This window comes from Citrobacter sp. T1.2D-1, from assembly GCF_950098555.1.
In the GTDB taxonomy this organism is placed as follows: domain Bacteria; phylum Pseudomonadota; class Gammaproteobacteria; order Enterobacterales; family Enterobacteriaceae; genus Citrobacter_A; species Citrobacter_A telavivensis.
Genome location: NZ_CATNHH010000007.1, coordinates 19,415 through 38,393, shown reverse-complemented (window position 1 = coordinate 38,393; position 18,979 = coordinate 19,415). Strand labels below are relative to the sequence as shown.

The 18,979-nt window shown below is 54.2% G+C and carries 20 protein-coding genes; 15 read left to right on the top strand and 5 right to left on the bottom strand.

What is annotated here, in order from left to right; genetic code table 11:
* Positions 1-5 precede the first annotated feature (5 nt).
* The gene (locus QQZ17_RS08530) at positions 6-1,232 is read right to left on the bottom strand and encodes an RtcB family protein (RefSeq protein ID WP_152401398.1); all 1,227 of its coding nucleotides are present in this window, start codon (positions 1,230-1,232) and stop codon (positions 6-8) included.
* Between the two features lie 5 nt (positions 1,233-1,237).
* The gene (locus tag QQZ17_RS08525; RefSeq protein ID WP_152401396.1) at positions 1,238-2,365 is read right to left on the bottom strand and encodes a slipin family protein; all 1,128 of its coding nucleotides are present in this window, start codon (positions 2,363-2,365) and stop codon (positions 1,238-1,240) included.
* A 453-nt stretch (positions 2,366-2,818) separates the two neighbouring features.
* Between QQZ17_RS08525 and rtcR the strand changes: the two genes are divergently transcribed.
* Positions 2,819-4,399: an RNA repair transcriptional activator RtcR gene (rtcR, locus tag QQZ17_RS08520; protein ID WP_152401394.1), complete on the top strand. Its 1,581-nt coding sequence runs from the start codon at positions 2,819-2,821 to the stop codon at positions 4,397-4,399.
* Between the two features lie 236 nt (positions 4,400-4,635).
* Entirely contained in the window at positions 4,636-5,577 is a 942-nt protein-coding gene (panS, locus tag QQZ17_RS08515; RefSeq protein WP_152401392.1) for a ketopantoate/pantoate/pantothenate transporter PanS, read from the top strand.
* 32 nt (positions 5,578-5,609) lie between these two features.
* On the opposite strand, the gene QQZ17_RS08510 is transcribed toward panS, so the two are convergent.
* Both QQZ17_RS08510 and QQZ17_RS08505 read right to left on the bottom strand, forming a co-directional pair.
* A complete protein-coding gene (locus QQZ17_RS08510) occupies positions 5,610-5,948 on the bottom strand; it encodes a helix-turn-helix domain-containing protein (RefSeq protein ID WP_152401390.1) in 339 nt (112 codons plus the stop codon).
* Complete coding sequence (locus QQZ17_RS08505) at positions 5,945-6,241, bottom strand: type II toxin-antitoxin system RelE/ParE family toxin (protein ID WP_446715168.1); 297 nt, start codon at positions 6,239-6,241, stop codon at positions 5,945-5,947. Before QQZ17_RS08505 ends, QQZ17_RS08510 begins: the two co-directional genes overlap by 4 nt.
* 430 nt (positions 6,242-6,671) lie before the next feature.
* On the opposite strand from QQZ17_RS08505, the gene QQZ17_RS08500 reads away from it, so the two are divergent.
* From QQZ17_RS08500 to QQZ17_RS08480, 5 genes are all read left to right on the top strand, one after another.
* A complete protein-coding gene (locus QQZ17_RS08500; RefSeq protein ID WP_152754561.1) occupies positions 6,672-8,258 on the top strand; it encodes a PTS sugar transporter in 1,587 nt (528 codons plus the stop codon).
* Positions 8,259-8,285: 27 nt separating this feature from the next.
* Complete coding sequence (locus QQZ17_RS08495; RefSeq protein ID WP_152401388.1) at positions 8,286-9,128, top strand: histidine biosynthesis protein; 843 nt, start codon at positions 8,286-8,288, stop codon at positions 9,126-9,128.
* A gap of 15 nt (positions 9,129-9,143) precedes the next feature.
* Positions 9,144-10,007, top strand: a complete 864-nt coding sequence (locus QQZ17_RS08490; RefSeq protein WP_152401386.1) for a Cof-type HAD-IIB family hydrolase — start codon at positions 9,144-9,146, stop codon at positions 10,005-10,007.
* Positions 9,994-10,752: a DeoR/GlpR family DNA-binding transcription regulator gene (locus QQZ17_RS08485; RefSeq protein WP_152401385.1), complete on the top strand. Its 759-nt coding sequence runs from the start codon at positions 9,994-9,996 to the stop codon at positions 10,750-10,752. The genes QQZ17_RS08490 and QQZ17_RS08485 overlap by 14 nt, the downstream gene beginning before the upstream one ends.
* Before the next feature lie 63 nt (positions 10,753-10,815).
* On the top strand, positions 10,816-11,088 hold the full coding sequence (locus tag QQZ17_RS08480; RefSeq protein ID WP_042321003.1) for a DUF3811 domain-containing protein: 273 nt from the start codon (positions 10,816-10,818) through the stop codon (positions 11,086-11,088).
* Here the strand turns inward: QQZ17_RS08480 and rluF are convergent.
* Positions 11,085-11,963: a 23S rRNA pseudouridine(2604) synthase RluF gene (rluF, locus tag QQZ17_RS08475; protein ID WP_152401383.1), complete on the bottom strand. Its 879-nt coding sequence runs from the start codon at positions 11,961-11,963 to the stop codon at positions 11,085-11,087. The genes QQZ17_RS08480 and rluF overlap by 4 nt on opposite strands.
* Positions 11,964-12,431: 468 nt before the next feature.
* Here rluF and QQZ17_RS08470 point away from each other — a divergent pair, with 468 nt between their 5' ends.
* The 8 genes from QQZ17_RS08470 (at position 12,432) to QQZ17_RS08435 (ending at position 18,959) form a co-directional block, all read left to right on the top strand.
* A complete protein-coding gene (locus tag QQZ17_RS08470) occupies positions 12,432-13,385 on the top strand; it encodes a sugar-binding transcriptional regulator (RefSeq protein ID WP_152401381.1) in 954 nt (317 codons plus the stop codon).
* Between the two features lie 70 nt (positions 13,386-13,455).
* On the top strand, positions 13,456-14,262 hold the full coding sequence (locus tag QQZ17_RS08465) for an SDR family oxidoreductase (RefSeq protein WP_152401378.1): 807 nt from the start codon (positions 13,456-13,458) through the stop codon (positions 14,260-14,262).
* A gap of 9 nt (positions 14,263-14,271) precedes the next feature.
* The gene (locus QQZ17_RS08460; protein WP_152401376.1) at positions 14,272-14,679 is read left to right on the top strand and encodes a mannose/fructose/sorbose PTS transporter subunit IIA; all 408 of its coding nucleotides are present in this window, start codon (positions 14,272-14,274) and stop codon (positions 14,677-14,679) included.
* The gene (locus QQZ17_RS08455; protein ID WP_152401374.1) at positions 14,679-15,173 is read left to right on the top strand and encodes a mannose/fructose/sorbose PTS transporter subunit IIB; all 495 of its coding nucleotides are present in this window, start codon (positions 14,679-14,681) and stop codon (positions 15,171-15,173) included. Before QQZ17_RS08460 ends, QQZ17_RS08455 begins: the two co-directional genes overlap by 1 nt.
* A 64-nt stretch (positions 15,174-15,237) precedes the next feature.
* The gene (locus QQZ17_RS08450) at positions 15,238-16,035 is read left to right on the top strand and encodes a PTS mannose/fructose/sorbose transporter subunit IIC (RefSeq protein WP_152401372.1); all 798 of its coding nucleotides are present in this window, start codon (positions 15,238-15,240) and stop codon (positions 16,033-16,035) included.
* An 11-nt stretch (positions 16,036-16,046) separates the two neighbouring features.
* Complete coding sequence (locus QQZ17_RS08445; RefSeq protein WP_046493831.1) at positions 16,047-16,871, top strand: PTS system mannose/fructose/sorbose family transporter subunit IID; 825 nt, start codon at positions 16,047-16,049, stop codon at positions 16,869-16,871.
* Between the two features lie 53 nt (positions 16,872-16,924).
* A complete protein-coding gene (gene sorE / locus QQZ17_RS08440) occupies positions 16,925-18,145 on the top strand; it encodes an L-sorbose 1-phosphate reductase (protein WP_152401369.1) in 1,221 nt (406 codons plus the stop codon).
* A 1-nt stretch (position 18,146) separates the two neighbouring features.
* Complete coding sequence (locus QQZ17_RS08435; RefSeq protein WP_152401367.1) at positions 18,147-18,959, top strand: shikimate 5-dehydrogenase; 813 nt, start codon at positions 18,147-18,149, stop codon at positions 18,957-18,959.
* The last annotated feature ends 20 nt before the right edge of the window (positions 18,960-18,979 follow it).

The following is an 18,979-nucleotide window of genomic DNA, read 5'->3' as shown; positions in this document are numbered from 1 at the left end:
TTCTTTTATCCTTTTACACACACCACCTGCCGCAGCGTATGCACGATCTCCACCAGTGAAGACTGCGCCGCCATCACGGCATCAATGTCTTTGTAAGCCATTGGAATTTCATCGATCACCTCGCTGTCTTTACGGCATTCAACGTGGGCCGTCGCGCGGATCTGATCCGCCACGGTAAAGCGTTTTTTGGCCGCCGTTCGGCTCATGGTTCTTCCTGCGCCATGGCTGCAGGAGCAGAAGCTCTCTTCATTCCCCAGCCCACGCACGATGAAGCTTTTCGCCCCCATCGACCCCGGAATAATCCCCATCTGGCCTTTCTGCGCTGAAACAGCGCCTTTACGCGTCACCAGCACCTCTTCACCAAAGTGACGCTCTTTTTGCACATAGTTATGGTGGCAATTCACCGCTTCCTGCTGGGTGATAAACGGTTTACTCACGATGCGCGACAGCGCGGCCAGGACACGGGACATCATCACCTCCCGGTTTTGCCGGGCAAAATCCTGCGCCCATTCCACCGCTTCAATGTAGTCGTTGTAGTGCTGGCTCTCTTCCTGGAAGTACGCCAGGTTTCGGTCCGGGAGATTCGCGATATGCTGCTGCATATCCTGCTGCGCCAGCGTGATGAAAACGTTGCCGATGGCATTCCCCACGCCGCGCGAGCCGCTGTGCAACATCACCCAGACGCGCTGCTGCTCATCCAGACAAACCTCAATGAAGTGGTTACCGGTTCCCAATGTTCCCAGATGCTGATAGTTGTTGGTCTTCAGCAACGAGGGATACTTGTCAGTCAGGCGCTTAAAGCGCGGTGCCAGCATCCCCCAGTGAGTACTCACCTCCTCTGGCGGCGTATCCCACGCGCCTTTGTCGCGACGGGAGCGCGTATTCGTACGCCCGTGTGGAACGGCCTGCTCAATCGCGCTCCGCAACCCGCTGAGGTTATCCGGCAGATCGCCGGCCAGCAGCGAAGTACGCACTGCGATCATCCCACAGCCGATATCCACCCCTACTGCCGCCGGAATAATCGCCCCTTTGGTTGGGATCACGCTGCCGATGGTCGACCCTTTCCCCAGATGCACATCCGGCATCACCGCCAGGTGTTTAAAAATAAACGGCATCTTCGCCGTGTTCAGCAGTTGCTGGCGCGCTTCGGGCTCCACCGGAACGCCGTGCGTCCACATTTTCACCGGCGCCGCGTTCTGCGACGCCAACAGCGCATAGTCGTTATGTGCCATGTTTCTTATCCTTTAATGTTCACTAAGCCGTGCAGAACCTGGTCCAGGCCACCGAATACCGAGATTTTATCGATACGCTCCGCCACTCTTTCGAGGGTTTCCAGCTCTTTTAAGCGCAGCGCTACCGGGTTGTTTTCCATCACTTTCGCCGTATTCAACAGCGAGCGCGTCGCGGCCGTTTCTTCACGACGGCGGATCACGTTGGCCTGCGCCGATTTTTCCGCTTCAACCAGACGGGACAGAATCGTTTTCATATCCCCCGGCAACACGATGTCCTTCACGCCCAGCGAGGCCACGTCGATGCCATAGGGCGCCATACGTTTTTTCACCTGCGCGCTGACTACGTCATCAATCACCTGCTTATCTTCCAGCAACTCATCCAGCGTGCGCGTCCCGACGGCTTCACGCAGTGCAAACTGCAGTTCGCGGTACAGATGATCGAGCGGTTTAGTGAGCTGCGCAAAAGCCTGCAGCACGTCGCTGTAACGCCAGTTCGCCGCCAGATTCAGACGCAGGTTGACCTTATCTTTGGTCAAAATTTCCTGACCGCCCACTTCCAGTACCTGCAAACGGGTATCCACCACTTCCGCGTCAACCAGATGATTCACTTTCCAGTACGCCGTCAGACCCGGCGGCAACAGCGCCTGCGTCTCACCGTCAATTTTCAACACACCCGCATGCCAGGCCGGAACCTGCACGGTGAGCATCGCTTCACGACCTTTAACCGCACCGTTACGTCGCGGTTGCAGGACCGCATTCATGACCTCTGTGGGCACCTGAACCTGACGCGTATCCATGCGTACCAGTTTCAACGCCTCGTCGGCTCGCCAGTACAAACGGCGCGTGGACGGCGGCAGGATCTCCTGCAACACCTCATTCATGTATAACGCCCCCGCTTCGCTGTCGTTAAGATCGACGGCCAGACCGTAACGCGTTACCCAGTCCGGCTGAAAACGGCGTAAATAATTCGCCAGCGCTTCCGGCACTTCGCTACCGTCCAGATTAACCACCAGCACCTCTGGCGTATTGAACCACGGCAGACGGTGTTCACCCGCCTCCAGAACCTGATAGTAGTCGCCGTTTTTCGCTAACAGACCTAATTGTCCTTTGCGGATAGTGATTTTCTTCGTCATTTTTCTCTTTTCCTTATCAAAGTCAGGTGCGGGTGCGGAGGCGAAGCTACAGGGGAATTCCCTTTTGCCTGCGGCGCGGCATCGTGACCGGCAACCTGTTTTGGGGCCTGCTGACTGCGCAGTACCCGTTTTTATTTCTATGATTAACAACCAGTTTCATTGGGAGAATGAATCGGGAATCGAACCCATTGTTCAGGTGTCATCGGTTGACGGAACACCTCCGGAAAACAGCCGCTGCCGTTCCTGACGTGCCGGCGGGGTTTAACCCCCTGCGCTTTCAACGTGTTGACGAGAGTGTTATTGCCAGAAGCGTGCCAGAACGAAAAAAAGACAAAATTAATTTTTAATTATCTGATTAATAATGGATTAATTTTTATCGCCAATAATGGTGATTGCAGATGCCTTCCGTATTTTTTATCTTTCAATATCGATATTTATCTTTTGGGATAAACCATGAAAAAGCGGCGGGTGGTGATTGGCGTGCTGGGCACGGTGCTGGATAAACGCGGCAAGCGGGCAAACCGGCTCAAGAAATGGCGACCAACGGTCGGACTGTGTCAACAGCCGGATTTCCCGGTCGATCGACTGGAGCTTATCCACCAGCCACGCGATGCCGGGATGTGTCAGCAACTGGCGGAGGATATCAACCTGCTCTCCCCACATACCCAGGTCCGCCCGCATGCGATCACCATTGCCGATCCGTGGGATTTCGAAGAGGTCTATGCCGCGTTCCTCGACTTTGCCACGCACTACACCTTCGATACCGAGAACGAAGAGTATCTGGTGCACATCACCACCGGCACTCACGTGGCACAAATTTGCTGGTTCCTGTTGACGGAAGCCCGCTATCTGCCCGCCAGCCTGCTGCAAACCGGCCCCGCGCCGAAGGGCGCTCCACCGGAGGACGTTGCCGCTGGCACCTGTTCGGTTATCGATCTCGATTTAAGCCGCTATGCCACGCTCACCAGTCGCTTTCAGCGTGAGCAGCAGCAGTCGGTCTCCTTCCTCAAAGCCGGTATCGAGACGCGCAATGCTACCTTCAACAAACTGATTGACCGCATTGAGCGCGTGGCCTTGCGCTCAGGCGATCCTATCCTGCTCACCGGCCCGACCGGCGCGGGGAAATCCTTCCTCGCCAAACGGATTTTCCAGCTTCGCCAGTCGCGACATCTGGTGGGTGGAAAACTGGTAGCGGTTAACTGCGCTACCCTGCGCGGCGATAACGCTATGTCGACGCTGTTTGGACATGTGAAAGGCGCGTTTACAGGTGCCCTGTCATCGCGAACCGGACTGTTACGCGAAGCCGACGGCGGGGTGCTGTTTCTGGATGAAATCGCTGAACTGGGGCTGGACGAACAGGCCATGCTGCTGAAAGCGATCGAGGAGAAAACCTTCTTCCCGTTTGGCTCAGATAAAGAGGTGCACAGCGACTTCCAGTTGATTGCCGGCACCCATCGCGATATGCCACAGTGGGTCGCCGAAGGGCGTTTTCGCGAAGATCTCTACGCACGTATTAACATGTGGCGCTTTGCCTTGCCCGGCCTTGCCCAGCGGCGTGAAGACATTGCCCCTAACGTTGAGTATGAGTTGCAACGTTTCTCCCGCAGTCGACAGAATCAGATCCGCTTTGATAAAGAGGCGCGCGAACGCTATCTGGCGTTTGCCTGTTCGCCCCAGGCGCAGTGGCGCGGCAATTTCCGCGAGCTGAGCTCCTCCGTCGCGCGAATGGCAACGCTGGCTGAGCAAGGGCGTATTACGCCCGCCCTCGTCGAAGAAGAGATCGCGCTTTTGCAGGAGAGTTGGGGGGAGACGGCGTTGCAACCGGAACGAGAGATGGAACTCGACCTCTTTGACCGCCGCCAACTGGAAACGGTGCTCGAGGTATGCCGACGCAGCGCATCGTTGTCCGAAGCCGGACGTGAACTCTTCGCCGTCTCCCGACAGAAGAAAGCCAATCCCAACGATGCCGACCGTCTGCGTAAGTACCTCGCACGGTTCGGCCTGAGCTGGGAAAATCTCAAAGTCAGAACATGAGCATATACACAAAATCATTCGAGTTGCATCAAGGCGGCAACTGAGAGAATCCCCTGGAGCTTACATAAGTAAGTGACAGGGGTGAACGAAGACAGCCAACGCTGAGGCAGCTTGAAGGATAAAGTGTATAATTTGTTTGAATAATATTCCTTCACACGATAAAAACTAACTATGGTTGGGCTCGATCCCAACCGGTTAATAACAAGCAAACACAACATACGTGCAAGGAAAACAACATGCTCGCCACTCTCACCAGGCTGTTCCCGTTATGGGCGCTGCTGCTCTCTGTTATTGCGTATTACACGCCAACCACCTTTACGCCTGTCGGCCCGTGGGTGACGACACTGCTGATGCTGATCATGTTCGGTATGGGCGTTCATCTGAAAGTGGATGATTTCAAACGCGTGCTTTCGCGCCCTGCGCCGGTTGCGGCCGGGATCTTCCTGCACTATCTGGTGATGCCGCTCGCGGCATGGATACTGGCGCTGGCGTTTAACATGCCGCCGGAACTCTCTGCCGGGATGGTACTGGTCGGTAGCGTGGCCAGCGGCACGGCATCTAACGTCATGATCTATCTGGCGAAAGGGGATGTGGCGCTCTCGGTGACGATCTCATCCGTTTCCACCCTGGTGGGCGTGGTCGCCACGCCGCTGCTAACACGTATGTATGTCGATGCGCATATTCAGGTTGATGTGATGGGCATGCTGCTCAGTATTTTGCAGATTGTGGTGATCCCGATTGCCCTGGGCCTGGTGATCCACCACCTGTTCCCGCGCGTGGTGAAGGCAGTTGAGCCTTACCTGCCTGCGTTTTCGATGGTCTGCATTCTGGCAATCATCAGCGCGGTGGTCGCGGGTTCCGCGGCGCATATCGCGTCCGTCGGCTTCGTGGTGATTATCGCCGTGATCCTGCACAACACTATCGGCCTGCTCGGCGGTTACTGGGGGGGACGTCTGTTTGGCTTTGACGAGTCAACCTGCCGCACGCTGGCAATCGAGGTTGGAATGCAAAACTCAGGCCTCGCCGCCGCGCTGGGTAAAATTTACTTCGGACCGCTCGCTGCGCTGCCTGGCGCACTGTTCTCCGTCTGGCACAACCTTTCCGGTTCCCTGCTGGCCGGCTACTGGTCCGGTAAACCGATTGATAAGCCGCAACGGAATACGGTTAAAGAAAGTTAAAGGCACAGGCCCGATATGACGAAAAACCGGGCCTAACCTACCTGCACCGTCACCGGTATTCCTAACTTCATCAGCATCATGACCAATGCATCCAGGGTAAATTTGCTCGCTTTCTGGTTAACGACATCGGAAACGCGGGGCCGCGAGATATTTAATCTCACCGCCGCCTCTGATTGTTTCATGTGATTTTCTTCAATCCAGACAGCGATTTCCTGCATAAGCTGTTGTTTGAGACGGATGAGTTGTTCCACTTCACGTTCTGCGTCTTGTTGAAGGTGTTTGGCTTCTGCGTCATCAAAGCCTGGTTCAGCAAAAATATTCGCCTGTGCAGAAGTGACATGACGAATTTTAGTATCCACTTCGTGGCTCATTGACGCCTCCTGTGTTCCTGACAGACCGCCTGAAAGCGAACCTGCGCAATGTGTTTATCCTGCCCGGAAGTCCGCTGCGTTTTCTTACTGAAACAGTGCAGCACATAGACGGTATCCTCAAAGCGGGCAAGGTAGATAATCCGGTATGCTCCAGCTTCATTACGTAATCGGAGCTCTTCAACACCACGCCCAATCTCAGGCATCGGTTTCCAGTCAGCAGCCTCTAATCCCGCCTGGACACGATGTAGTGGGTAACCGGCATCTTTACGTACCTCTGGCGGGAAATCGCGCAGTCTTCGAAAGAATGCCCGACCCAGGCAACAGATCTAAGTACCTGCTTGTTTAGCAGCATATCGCATCCTTGTATAAAATTTTATACGCATTTGTTGAGTAAAATACAAGCGCACCATCCCTGCTCGGGTAAACTAATTCAGGCAAGACATATCGTCACTTCAGAAAGGCATAATCTGCGAGGCGCTTTCCAGGTTATTCCTTCTTTTGGTACTTCAACTCCCGGTACAGTATTTGAAGTGCATCACAAAACAACAAATAACAACATAAAACAAAAAACAACGTAACCCCTGAATTTTCATAAAATTAAGCCAGTCACATTGTCTCATCGGTTATTGTCATCGATCTTTTCATGTTGCTTTATTTTGTTTTGATTGGGAATATGATTCCACTACAACACAGATAACCCCTTACCCTACCTTTGAGGCCGCTATGAAAAAAATTGCGATTATTGGAAGCAGTGGAGGCAACCTCTACAACCTGGGTGGCGCCGAGCCAGAAAAGTTACTCCAGGAGATTTATCAGCAGTGCGAAGCCGCAGGTGTGGATGTCGCCGCCGTGCAGTTCATCGCGGCAGATGCCTCGATGGATGTCGCTAAACCTGACACCCCCGCCTCCGTCTATGCATTAACCACAGAAAACCAAACAAAACCACAACGCATCTTCCAGGGCAAACTCTCTGAGGTGAATGCCTCCGTCGTCGAGAGCGATAGTCGGATAGCCGGAATGATCCGCCGTGGTGAGATCGACGGGATCGTCGTGATGAGCGCCGATCCGGTAAAAGCAAACCAGGCCGTTTTTGATGCCGCCGTGGAGATGAAAACCCCTATCGTCGGCACCGGAGGCACGTCGATGGCACTGGTCGCCGCAAAAGGCGCCAATGTGGTCGCGACTTCAGGCACAACCGGCACCACCAGCCGCACCCGCGCGGTCTCCTTCGTGGCTTCGCTGTGTAAATACTGGGGCATCAAGTACAAACCCCAGTTGGGCAGCGCGTCACCTTCACAGGGCGGTTCCGGAAAGAGCCTGCTCAAGCGCTTTAACATTCGCAGCATCATGATTCCAGCGCTACCGGGCTTTATCGCGATGGCGATCGTACTCGCCCTGAGCCACATTCCCGGGCTGGAAAAACTCAACGATATCTTTGAAATCCTGCTGAAAGGGCTGCCGGTGCTGGTTGCTGTGCTGGCGGCAAAACAGATTTCCGAACTTGATGAAGTTTCTATTGTGGCCGGGGTCGTCGCCGGGGTGCTTTCTGTTGAAGGCGGCCTGATCGGCGGGATTATTGGCGGCGTGATGGCCGGGATTTTTGTGCGCTGGTTGTTTGAACTGTGCCTGAACTGGCGCTTCCCGATGACCACCGTCAACATCGTTGCTGGCGGTATTTCGGGCCTGGCTGCCGGCTTGATCATGCACTATCTGTTGAGCCCACTGGCGCTCTCCGCGGGTAACTACATCAAACTGGCTATCGAAAGCACGCTGGCATTTAGTCCGATTCTTGCCGGGCTGCTGGCCGGTCTGGTTATCTGGCCTGCCATTCTGGGTGGCGTCTATCACGCGGTCATCCTGCCACTGGTGCTGCTGGAGATGGAAAAATCCGGCGTCAGCTTCCTCGGTGCAGTGGACATGGTCGGGCTGGTCATGGTCGCAGCCGGTATCAACCTGGCCAACGTCATCGCGCCACGCGAAAAAAGCGAAGCGGCCGTTGCCACACCAGGACTGCTTATCAACCTGGGCTTCGGGACCTTCGTGGAATCCGCCTACCCCTTCATGTTCGCCAACAAAATCGTCTTTGGCTCCGCCATTTTCTGGGCAGGAATGGGCGGCATGATGCTCGGCTTCTTTAACGTCAAAGGGGTGGCCTACGTTCCGGCTTTCGCCTCACCGTTCTTATCCAGCAATGCGCTGCAGATGGCTATCGTGATGGCCACCGTCATGATCATGACCTGCATTACCACCATCGTTGCGAACCGTTTTAAGGCTGTCGTACAGAGTGAATCTGTGCCGTCTGCCCGTTAATTAATGCACCAACACCAGAGGTACACCATGTTTAAAGGCGATATGAATAAAAAACGCGCCAAAGCGTTACAGAAAGTGAAAGATGCCATCGCGTTGCACGGCGGGCAAACCATCCTCAGTACGGGGATCACCGGCGACGATGCGCGCCTGGCGAAAGCGGTGTGTGAAGCAGGCGTGAAACTGCTGGAGCCCAACCATCCGGCACTGGCGTTGGCTCGCGGACACAAGGGGGTGAGCAACATGCACGCTGCGGAGCAAATCCGCCACGAAATCACCAACGGTCAGATGGCAGAAGCGGTACACGGTGTGCGTAATGTGGTGCCGGACGACATCTTCATCACCGTGGGTATTGCGGGCGGGTTTACCGAAACGCTGCCCGTGCCGCTCAGTGAAACGGAGATTCTGGAGATTGCCCGCGCCGGGGCCGACGGTTTACACACCCACAAATCTGACTGGGACGACCTGCAGGACATCGTCAACCTCGCCCATGAATATGGCCTGACCGTTGACGCCTACATTGGTCATCCGGATGACCTGCATACCTTCGGCATTCCGGCACGCACCCCGGAAGAGGTCGCCAGCGTGGCGAAGCGCATGCAGGAGATGGGGGTCGATATGATCGGCCTGATGACCGGGATGAGCTATGAGGGCGTGGCGGCAGGCGATATCCCGCAGATGATTAAAGACCGTCTTCGGGCGCTGGTTAGCGCGGTGGACGTCCCGACGCTGGCAGAAGGCGGAATTAACCTCGCCAATGCCAAAGCGTTTAAGGACACCGGGGTCAATATTCTGGTCGTCGGCACGGCAATCGACAATATGGTTTGCAATGCCGCTAAAGAGGCCGTAGCCCCCTTTATTGCGCACGCATAACCACAGAGAACAATAATGCTACTGGTTACCGATCTGGATGGAACATTACTGACGTCGCAGAAGACCATCAGTTCACGTACGCGTCAGGCGCTGGTTGAATTTCGCCAGCACGGCGGTCTGCTGGCCGCCTGTTCCGCCAGACCGGTCTCCTCCATGGCGCGCCTGTTACAACAGCAGCAGGTTGAGACGCTGTTTGGCTGGTGCGCCGGCTTCAACGGCGGGCAAATTCTTGAAACGGCGCAGCAGCGCATTTTGCATTCTGCCGCGCTCACCCAAATGGATCTCAGAGATATTGACCGGCATATTTCGCTGTCCCGCTATCCTCACCATTTTTTTACTCCACAGGCAATTTATCACCGTTACGATCGCCTTATCGCTCCGTGGACATCGTATGAGGCCAGCTTATTTGAGTTACCACTTATTAACGCCGCACCAGGGAATATCTTTAATCGTCGCGATATATTTAAAATCACGCTGGTGGCAGAACACGACAGAATCGACGATCTGTGCCTGAAAATAAACAGCCTGCTGCCTGATGACTATAAGGCGACGATCACTGGCGGCAATTATATTGATATTCAACGTAGCGAGATTAATAAAGGCTATGCGATAAATGAAATCGCCCGGCAATTAAATCGACCTACCGCAGAGATTGCCGCCATTGGCGATCAGCAGAACGACGTCAGTATGTTTGCCGTTGCCGGGTTCGGCATCGCGATGGGCAACGCACCAGAGAGTGTGAAACGTCAGGCCCGCTATGTGACAACCACGAATGATGATGAGGGTATCGTCTGTGCGCTGGAGTGGTTGCGTTGCTCTGCGCATCCAGTTACCATGCGGCAAAGCTCGGCCCAGGCGGAAAATAATGAACCCGATTAAAAGAAGAAAACATATTCTTGATGAATTAAACAAATTCGGTGAAGTGACCGTTATTAAATTATCAGAAACGCTAAATGTGACCTCAGAAACCATTCGCCGCGATCTCTCTTTACTGGAGTCTGAAGGTCAGATCACCAAAATTCACGGTGGTGCAGTCAAAAAACAGGTTGTCCAGGAAGATGCATTTGGCGCAAGAATAGATGCGCATCGTGAAGAAAAAATGGCAATTGGCAAAGTCGCCGCGGGAATGGTCAGCGAGCGCGATACGCTGTTTATTGATTCATGTACCACGAATCTTATTCTTGCCGAACACTTACCTCCTTTCGCATTTTCCGTTATTACCAATTCCGCCTTAATTGCCGATAAAATAAAAGAGCATAATCTCCAGGCGCGTGTCTATGTCTTAGGCGGCGAATATGATTACCATTTCCGCGCCAATCTGGGCGTCTCGGTATGCCAGCAGATTAACGCGATTCACGCCGATATCTGCTTTATCGGTGCGGGCGGCATTTCACCGCAGCATGGCATACTCGTGAAGAGCTTTGATGAGGCTTACGTTGCCAAAGCGATGATTGCAATGAGTAAAAAATCCGTGATTCTCGCCGACCATACTAAATTTGGTCAGGACGGCGTGATGTGTATCGCCACGCTCAAAGAGATTGATCACGTCATTACGGATAAGGGATTTAAAACAACGGGTTATACACAGCAGGATTTCGCAGGAAAACTGCGTATTGCTGACTGAGCGCTATCCGCCCGTGGCGTATTGCCGTACACTGAAATCACCTGGCAGACAGAGGGCACCCGTATGGCACTCCCCCGCATTACCCAAAAAGAGATGACCGAGCGCGAACAGCGCGAACTGAAAACGCTGCTTGATCGCGCCCGTATCGCGCATGGTCGTCAGTTGACCAACGCAGAAACCAACAGCGTGAAGAAAGAGTACATTGATAAGCTGATGGTCTTGCGCGAAGCCGAGGCAAAAAAAGCCCGTCAGTTGAAGAAAAAGCAGGCTTATAAACCGGATGCGGAGGCCTCTTTTTCCTGGTCCGCGAATACGCCAACGCGCGGCAGACGTTAACGCCCTTTCTTCTTACGCCCCGGCGAGGTAAAGCGTTTACCGTTTGCCGCCGGGCGTGATTTTTCTTTCTCCGCCGTCTTTTCGATTTTCACCACCGGGCGCTTGATTCCCGCCGTTTTCGGCTTCGCTTTCGCCTTCGGTTTTGCTTCCGAAGTGGAATTTTCGATAAGCTTAAACAGCGTAATTAGCTCATCATCCGTCAGGTCACGCCATTCACCCAGCGGCAGACCGGAGAGGCTAACGTTCATGATGCGCGTACGTTCAAGCTTCGTCACCTCATAACCGAAATGTTCGCACATGCGCCGGATCTGACGGTTCAGCCCCTGGATTAGAGTAATGCGGAATACAAACGGCGCCTCTTTCTTCACCTTACACTTTTTGGTGACGGTGCCCAGAATCGGCACGCCCGCACTCATCCCACGAATAAATTCATCCGTAACCGGTTTGTCGACCGTGACCAGATACTCTTTTTCGTGATCGTTACCGGCACGCAGGATCTTATTCACCAGATCGCCGTGGTTGGTCAGAAAGATCAGTCCCTGGGAGTCTTTATCCAGACGGCCAATCGGAAACACGCGCTTGCTGTGGTTAACGAAATCAACAATATTGTCGCGTTCGCTGTCTTCAGTGGTGCTCACGATCCCTACCGGCTTATTCAGTGCGATAAAGACCAAATCTTCCGCTTCACGCGGCTCAATCAACCGACCATTCACCTTCACGACGTCGCCAGGCATCACCTGGTCGCCAATGGTGGCGCGTTTGCCATTGATGAAGACGTTTCCTTGCTCGATGAAGCGATCGGCTTCGCGACGCGAGCAGATTCCGCTTTCACTGATGTATTTGTTGAGTCGAATGGATGATGAGTCGGGCAGCATAATTTCTCCTTTGTACACTTTATCCTTCAGGCTGTCTCTGCGTTGGCTGCCCGCACTCACCTCAGTCACATAGTTATCTATGCTCCAGAGGATTCGCTCCCTTGCCGCCTTGATACAGCCTGAATGCTTTGTGTAATAAATGCGGAATATACCCTACCTTGCTGGCGATAAAAAATAATCGTGCAGAATGGCCTCTGCACTATTTGTGATCCGCCACACCTTTCGACACAAAAGTGTCGCCGATCTTAGCCTGCAATTTTGTTGAATGAAAATCAGCAGAATCAAGACATTAGGATTACTTGCACATCTGTGCCAACAACGATCGACCCGCACATCATATGTGCAATATAAACCGCCAGTACAGGACGTGGAAAGAAGAGAAAATTGCTTTGAACTCCCGCTTTTATGAGGTTATATCAGATCAAGAAGGCTGGTTCGTGATTTGCACAAATGTGCAGGAGTCTACAGATGGCGACGGAAAACAGTGATGATATCCGCCTGATCGTAAAAATAGCGCAGCTCTATTACGAACAGGATATGACACAAGCGCAGATCGCCCGTGAACTGGGGATTTATCGCACCACCATCAGCCGCCTGCTGAAACGCGGTCGCGAACAGGGCATTGTCACTATTGCCATCAACTACGACTACAACGAAAACCTGTGGCTGGAACAGCAACTCAAACAACGATTCGGTCTTAAAGAGGCGGTGGTGATCACCTGCGACAGCGAGCAGGAAGAGGAACAACTCGCAATGATGGGCGTGCATGGCGCGCAGTTGCTGGAACGTTTACTGGAACCCGGCGACATCATTGGTTTTTCCTGGGGACGTGCGGTATGCGCGCTGGTCGAGGGGTTGTCGCCAGCCAGCCAGTCACGTCAGTTGATCTGTGTGCCGATCATCGGCGGGCCGTCCGGCAAGCTTGAGAGCCGCTATCACGTCAATACGCTGACCTACGGCGCGGCGGCAAAGCTGAAAGGAGAATCACACCTGGCCGATTTTCCGGCGCTGCTGGAAAACCCATTGATCCGTAACGGTATTATGCAGTCTCAGCACTTTAAGTCGATTTCTGCCTACTGGGAGAATCTGGATGTCGCACTGGTGGGGATCGGTTCTCCGGCAATTCGCGACGGCGCAAACTGGCACGCATTTTACGGTAGCGAAGAAAGCGACGACCTGCACGCCCGGCAGGTTGCCGGAGACATTTGCTCGCGCTTTTACGATACCAACGGCGTAACGGTGGAGACCAATATGAGCGAAAAAACACTCTCCATCGAAACCAACAAATTAAAGCAGGCGCGTTATTCCATCGGCATCGCAATGGGTGAAGAAAAGTTAAGCGGTATTCTCGGTGCATTACGTGGAAAATATATTAATTGTTTAGTCACTAACAGCCATACCGCTGAATTGTTATTGAAGTAGATATATTCATCTTGATCCTGACGTAATTTATTTTATGCAGGATCCCCTTCTCTGAAATTGGGAGTTAATTATGCAAACGTGGTTAAACCTACAGGACAAAGTCATTATTGTAACCGGCGGTGCATCCGGAATTGGCCTGGCTATTGTCGAAGAGTTATTAGCACAAGGCGCGAATGTCCAGATGGCAGATATTCACGGTGGTGAAGCAACACATGAAGGAAATAACGGTTATCACTTCTGGCCGACGGATATTTCCAGCGCTAAAGAAGTTAATCACACCGTGGATGAAATCATCCAGCGCTTTGGCCGAATTGACGGTCTGGTCAATAACGCCGGCGTTAACTTCCCCCGTCTACTGGTCGATGAAAAAGCCCCGGCTGGAAAGTATGAATTAAACGAAGCCGCATTTGAAAAAATGGTCAATATCAACCAGAAAGGCGTGTTCTTAATGTCACAAGCGGTGGCGCGCCAGATGGTGAAACAACGTAACGGCGTTATCGTTAACGTCTCTTCTGAAAGCGGGCTGGAAGGGTCAGAAGGCCAGAGTTGCTATGCCGCAACGAAGGCGGCGCTGAATAGCTTCACCCGTTCCTGGTCAAAAGAGCTGGGTAAACACGGTATTCGCGTGGTCGGCATTGCCCCCGGGATTCTGGAAAAAACCGGACTGCGCACGCCGGAATATGAAGAAGCGCTGGCCTGGACCCGCAATATCACCGTTGATCAGCTGCGCGAAGGCTATAGCAAGAACGCCATTCCGATTGGTCGCTCAGGACGCCTGACCGAAGTTGCTGATTTCGTTTGTTATCTTCTGTCAGAACGCGCCAGCTACATTACCGGAGTAACCACTAACATTGCGGGCGGAAAAACGCGCGGCTAAGGAGGCGTTATGGTTAATGCAATCTTCTGTGCTCACGGCAAACTGGCCTGCGCCATGCTGGAATCGGTGCAGATGGTTTACGGCGACGCCAACGTTGAGGCGGTAGCCTTTGTCCCCGGCGAGAACGCCAGCGATATCGTCGCGAAGCTGGAAAAGTTGGTGAGTACTCACACCAACAGTGAATGGTTGATAGCCGTTGACCTGCAGTGCGGCAGTCCGTGGAACGCCGCGGCATTGCTTGCGATGCGCAATCCGGATATTCGGGTGATCAGCGGGCTTTCCCTGCCGCTGGCGCTGGAACTGGTGGATAACCAGAGCAGTATGAATGTGGATGAACTGTGCGAACACCTGACGACCATTGCACAACAAACCTGCGTGGTCTGGCAGCATCTGGAAACGACCGAAGAGGATTTCTGATGAATATTACCCTTGCCCGTATTGATGACCGCCTGATCCACGGTCAGGTCACCACCGTCTGGTCGAAGGTGGCGAATGCTCAGCGGATTATTATCTGTAATGACGAGGTTTATAACGATGAAGTGCGCCGGACATTATTACGCCAGGCCGCCCCGCCGGGGATGAAGGTCAACGTGGTGAATATCGAAAAAGCCGTCGCGGTTTATCATAATCCGCAGTATCAGGACGAAACGGTATTTTATTTATTTACCCGCCCACAGGATGCGCTGGCAATGGTCAAGCAAGGCGTGAAAATTGCCACCTTAAATATTGGCGGCATGGCCTGGCGACCGGGTAAAAAACAATTAACCAAAGCCGTATCCTTAGATGACGATGATATTAATGCGTTTCGCGAACTGGATAAATTTGGCGTCAACCTGGATTTGCGCGTGGTCGCCTCCGATCCATCCATTAATATTCTCGAAAAAATAAAAGAACAGTCGTTCGCTGAATAAATAAAAGCGCCTGTGTACGTATGCTTTAACAGGCAGGGATGTTCACACTTTAAGGTGACCCATTATGGAAATCAGTACCCTACAAATTATCGCCATATTTATATTTTCCTGTATTGCCGGGATGGGCAGCGTGCTGGATGAATTTCAGACCCACCGCCCGCTCATTGCCTGTACGGTTATTGGCCTGATCCTCGGTGATTTAAAAACCGGAGTGATGCTCGGCGGGACGCTGGAGCTGATCGCGCTTGGCTGGATGAACGTCGGCGCCGCGCAGTCTCCGGACTCCGCGCTCGCCAGTATTATCTCCGCCATTCTGGTGATCGTCGGCCAGCAGAGCATCGCGACCGGTATCGCTATCGCGCTGCCAGTGGCGGCGGCAGGCCAGGTCCTGACCGTCTTCGCTCGTACTATCACCGTGGTGTTCCAGCATGCGGCGGATAAGGCCGCAGAAGACGCGCGTTTTCGCACCATCGACATCCTCCACGTCTCCGCATTGGGCGTACAGGCGCTACGCGTCGCCATCCCGGCGTTGATTGTCTCGCTGTTTGTCAGTGCTGATATGGTCAGCAATATGCTGAATGCCATCCCGGAATTCGTCACTCGCGGCCTGCAAATTGCCGGTGGCTTTATCGTGGTGGTCGGCTACGCCATGGTGTTGCGCATGATGGGCGTGAAGTACCTGATGCCCTTCTTCTTCCTCGGTTTTATCGCCGGTGGTTACCTCGACCTGAGCCTGCTGGCCTTTGGCGGCGTCGGCGCGATTATTGCGCTGGTCTACATCCAGTTAAACCCGCAGTGGCGTAAAGCCGAACCGCAGGCGCAGACCGCCTCCACCACCGCCCTTGACCAGCTTGATGACTAACGGAGCCCATCATGGAACAGAAAAAACTGACCAAATCTGACCTGTTTAGCATGTTTGTCCGCTCCAACCTGCAGCAGGCGTCTTTCAACTTTGAACGTATTCATGGGCTGGGCTTTTGCTACGACATGATCCCCGCCATCAAGCGCCTGTATCCGCTGAAGGAAGATCAGGTGGCAGCCCTCAAGCGTCATCTGGTGTTCTTCAACACCACGCCCGCGGTGTGCGGTCCGGTGATTGGCGTGACCGCCGCCATGGAAGAGGCGCGAGCGAACGGGGCGGAAATTGACGATGGCGCGATCAACGGCATCAAAGTTGGCCTGATGGGACCGCTGGCGGGCGTTGGCGACCCGCTGGTCTGGGGCACGCTGCGACCGATCACCGCCGCGCTCGGCGCGTCGCTGGCGTTGTCCGGCAACGTTCTCGGCCCGCTGTTGTTCTTCTTTATTTTCAACGCGGTCCGTCTGGCGATGAAGTGGTACGGCCTGCAAATTGGCTTCAACAAAGGAGTCAACATCGTCAGCGACATGGGTGGCAACCTGCTGCAAAAACTGACCGAAGGCGCATCGATTCTCGGCCTGTTCGTGATGGGGGTGCTGGTCACCAAGTGGACCAGTATCAACGTGCCGCTGGTGGTATCGCAAACCCCCGGCGCGGACGGCGGCACCGTCACGATGACCGTGCAGAACATCCTCGACCAGCTCTGCCCCGGCCTGCTGGCGCTGGGCCTGACGATGCTGATGGTACGTCTGCTCAACAAAAAAATTAACCCGGTATGGCTGATCTTCGCCCTGTTTGGTCTGGGGATTATCGGTAACGCACTGGGCTTCCTGTCCTGATTTTTTCGCCCCGGTGGTAAGCCGGGGCTCTCGCTCAACATGAGGTGGAATATATGTTAACGACAGCTCTGCGCCTTTATGGCAAACGCGATCTGCGCCTGGAAACGTTTGAACTTCCTGAGATGCAGGACGATGAAATTCTGGCAACCGTGGTCACCGACAGCCTGTGCCTCTCCTCCTGGAAAGAGGCCAATCAGGGTGAGGATCATAAAAAGGTGCCAGACGATGTGGCAACCCACCCGATCATCATCGGCCACGAGTTCTGCGGCGATATTATCGCCGTGGGGAAAAAGTGGCAGCACAAGTTTCAGCCCGGCCAGCGCTATGTGATCCAGGCGAACCTGCAACTGGCGGATCGCCCGGATTGCCCCGGCTACTCCTTCCCGTGGGTGGGTGGCGAAGCCACGCACGTCGTGATCCCCAATGTGGTGATGGAGCAGGACTGCCTGCTGGCTTACGAAGGCGAAACCTACTTTGAAGGATCGCTGGTTGAGCCGCTCTCCTGCGTGATCGGCGCGTTCAACGCAAACTATCACCTGCAGGAAGGCAGCTATAACCACAACATGGGGATTCGTCCGCAGGGTCGCACGCTGATCCTCGGCGGGACGGGACCGATGGGGCTGCTGGCAATCGACTATGCGCTGCATGGCCCAGTCAACCCGGCGCTACTGGTGGTGACCGATACCAACGACGACAAGCTGAGCTATGCCCGTAAACACTATCCTTCTGAACCACAAACGTTGATCCACTACCTGCACGCGCAGGATGCCTCGTACGACACGCTGATGACGCTGAGTGGCGGCCACGGTTTTGATGATATTTTTGTCTTCGTGCCGAGCGAACAACTGGTCACCCTGGCCTCTTCTCTGCTCGCTCCCGACGGCTGCATGAACTTCTTTGCCGGCCCGCAGGATAAGCAGTTCAGCGCGCCGATCAACTTCTACGACGTACATTACGCCTTCACTCACTATGTGGGCACCTCGGGCGGAAATACTGACGACATGCGCGCGGCGGTCAAACTGATTGAAGAGAAGAAAGTGCAGGCGGCCAAAGTGGTGACACACATTCTTGGACTGAATGCCGCAGGCGAGACCACGCTGGAATTGCCGAAAGTGGGCGGCGGTAAAAAGCTGGTCTATACCGGGAAAGCATTACCGTTAACCGCCCTCAACCAGATTGACGATCCCACGCTGTGCGCTATTCTGGAACGCCATCACGGGATTTGGTCTAAGGAAGCCGAACAGTATTTACTGTCGCATGCCGAGGAGATTTAACATGATTAACCGCGACACCCAGTTGTGCATGTCGCTTGCCGGTCGGCCCGGCAACTTTGGGACCCGTTTTCATAACTATCTCTATGAAAAGCTGGGTTTAAATTTCATCTACAAAGCATTCACCACCCAAGATATTGAAGCGGCGGTGAAAGGGGTTCGCGCGTTAGGCATTCGTGGCTGCGCGGTCTCGATGCCGTTCAAAGAAAGCTGCATGCCGTTTCTTGACGCCGTCGATCCGTCGGCGAAAGTGATTGATTCCGTCAATACCATCGTCAATGACGACGGCAGGCTGACGGGCTACAACACCGACTACATCGCGGTAAAAAGCCTGATCGCCAGCCACCAGCTCGACACCGCTGCGCGGGTGATGATTCGCGGCAGCGGCGGGATGGGCAAAGCGGTGATTGCCGCCTTTCGCGACGCCGGTTTTCGCGATGTGATCGTCGCCGCTCGCAACCGGGACAGCGGCCCGGCGCTGGCAAAACAGTATGGCTTTCAGTGGCAGCCGCTGCCGGAAGGCATTGCCTGTGACATTCTGGTCAACGTCACGCCCGTTGGCATGGCCGGTGGCAAAGAGAGCGATGAACTGGCGTACAGCGAGCCAATGGTCGCCAACGCCAGCGTGGTGTTCGATGTCGTCGCCCTGCCGCCGGAAACCCCGGTGATTACGCTGGCACGGAAGCTGGGTAAAAAGACCATCAGCGGCGCGGAAGTGATTGCGTTGCAGGCCGTCGAGCAGTTCGCGATGTACACCGGCGTGCGCCCGGATGACGCGCTGATTGTTGAAGCCGCGGAATTTGCCCGTGCGGGATAAGAAGGGGTAAAAATATCCTC

Bases quoted from the DNA above. Each gene is read 5' to 3' on its own strand.
- QQZ17_RS08530 (WP_152401398.1), bottom strand. From the start codon at position 1,232: ATGGCACATAACGACTATGCGCTGTTGGCGTCGCAGAACGCGGCGCCG.
- QQZ17_RS08525 (WP_152401396.1), bottom strand. From the start codon at position 2,365: ATGACGAAGAAAATCACTATCCGCAAAGGACAATTAGGTCTGTTAGCG.
- rtcR (WP_152401394.1), top strand. From the start codon at position 2,819: ATGAAAAAGCGGCGGGTGGTGATTGGCGTGCTGGGCACGGTGCTGGAT.
- panS (WP_152401392.1), top strand. From the start codon at position 4,636: ATGCTCGCCACTCTCACCAGGCTGTTCCCGTTATGGGCGCTGCTGCTC.
- QQZ17_RS08510 (WP_152401390.1), bottom strand. From the start codon at position 5,948: ATGAGCCACGAAGTGGATACTAAAATTCGTCATGTCACTTCTGCACAG.
- QQZ17_RS08500 (WP_152754561.1), top strand. From the start codon at position 6,672: ATGAAAAAAATTGCGATTATTGGAAGCAGTGGAGGCAACCTCTACAAC.
- QQZ17_RS08495 (WP_152401388.1), top strand. From the start codon at position 8,286: ATGTTTAAAGGCGATATGAATAAAAAACGCGCCAAAGCGTTACAGAAA.
- QQZ17_RS08490 (WP_152401386.1), top strand. From the start codon at position 9,144: ATGCTACTGGTTACCGATCTGGATGGAACATTACTGACGTCGCAGAAG.
- QQZ17_RS08485 (WP_152401385.1), top strand. From the start codon at position 9,994: ATGAACCCGATTAAAAGAAGAAAACATATTCTTGATGAATTAAACAAA.
- QQZ17_RS08480 (WP_042321003.1), top strand. From the start codon at position 10,816: ATGGCACTCCCCCGCATTACCCAAAAAGAGATGACCGAGCGCGAACAG.
- rluF (WP_152401383.1), bottom strand. From the start codon at position 11,963: ATGCTGCCCGACTCATCATCCATTCGACTCAACAAATACATCAGTGAA.
- QQZ17_RS08470 (WP_152401381.1), top strand. From the start codon at position 12,432: ATGGCGACGGAAAACAGTGATGATATCCGCCTGATCGTAAAAATAGCG.
- QQZ17_RS08465 (WP_152401378.1), top strand. From the start codon at position 13,456: ATGCAAACGTGGTTAAACCTACAGGACAAAGTCATTATTGTAACCGGC.
- QQZ17_RS08460 (WP_152401376.1), top strand. From the start codon at position 14,272: ATGGTTAATGCAATCTTCTGTGCTCACGGCAAACTGGCCTGCGCCATG.
- QQZ17_RS08455 (WP_152401374.1), top strand. From the start codon at position 14,679: ATGAATATTACCCTTGCCCGTATTGATGACCGCCTGATCCACGGTCAG.
- QQZ17_RS08450 (WP_152401372.1), top strand. From the start codon at position 15,238: ATGGAAATCAGTACCCTACAAATTATCGCCATATTTATATTTTCCTGT.
- QQZ17_RS08445 (WP_046493831.1), top strand. From the start codon at position 16,047: ATGGAACAGAAAAAACTGACCAAATCTGACCTGTTTAGCATGTTTGTC.
- sorE (WP_152401369.1), top strand. From the start codon at position 16,925: ATGTTAACGACAGCTCTGCGCCTTTATGGCAAACGCGATCTGCGCCTG.
- QQZ17_RS08435 (WP_152401367.1), top strand. From the start codon at position 18,147: ATGATTAACCGCGACACCCAGTTGTGCATGTCGCTTGCCGGTCGGCCC.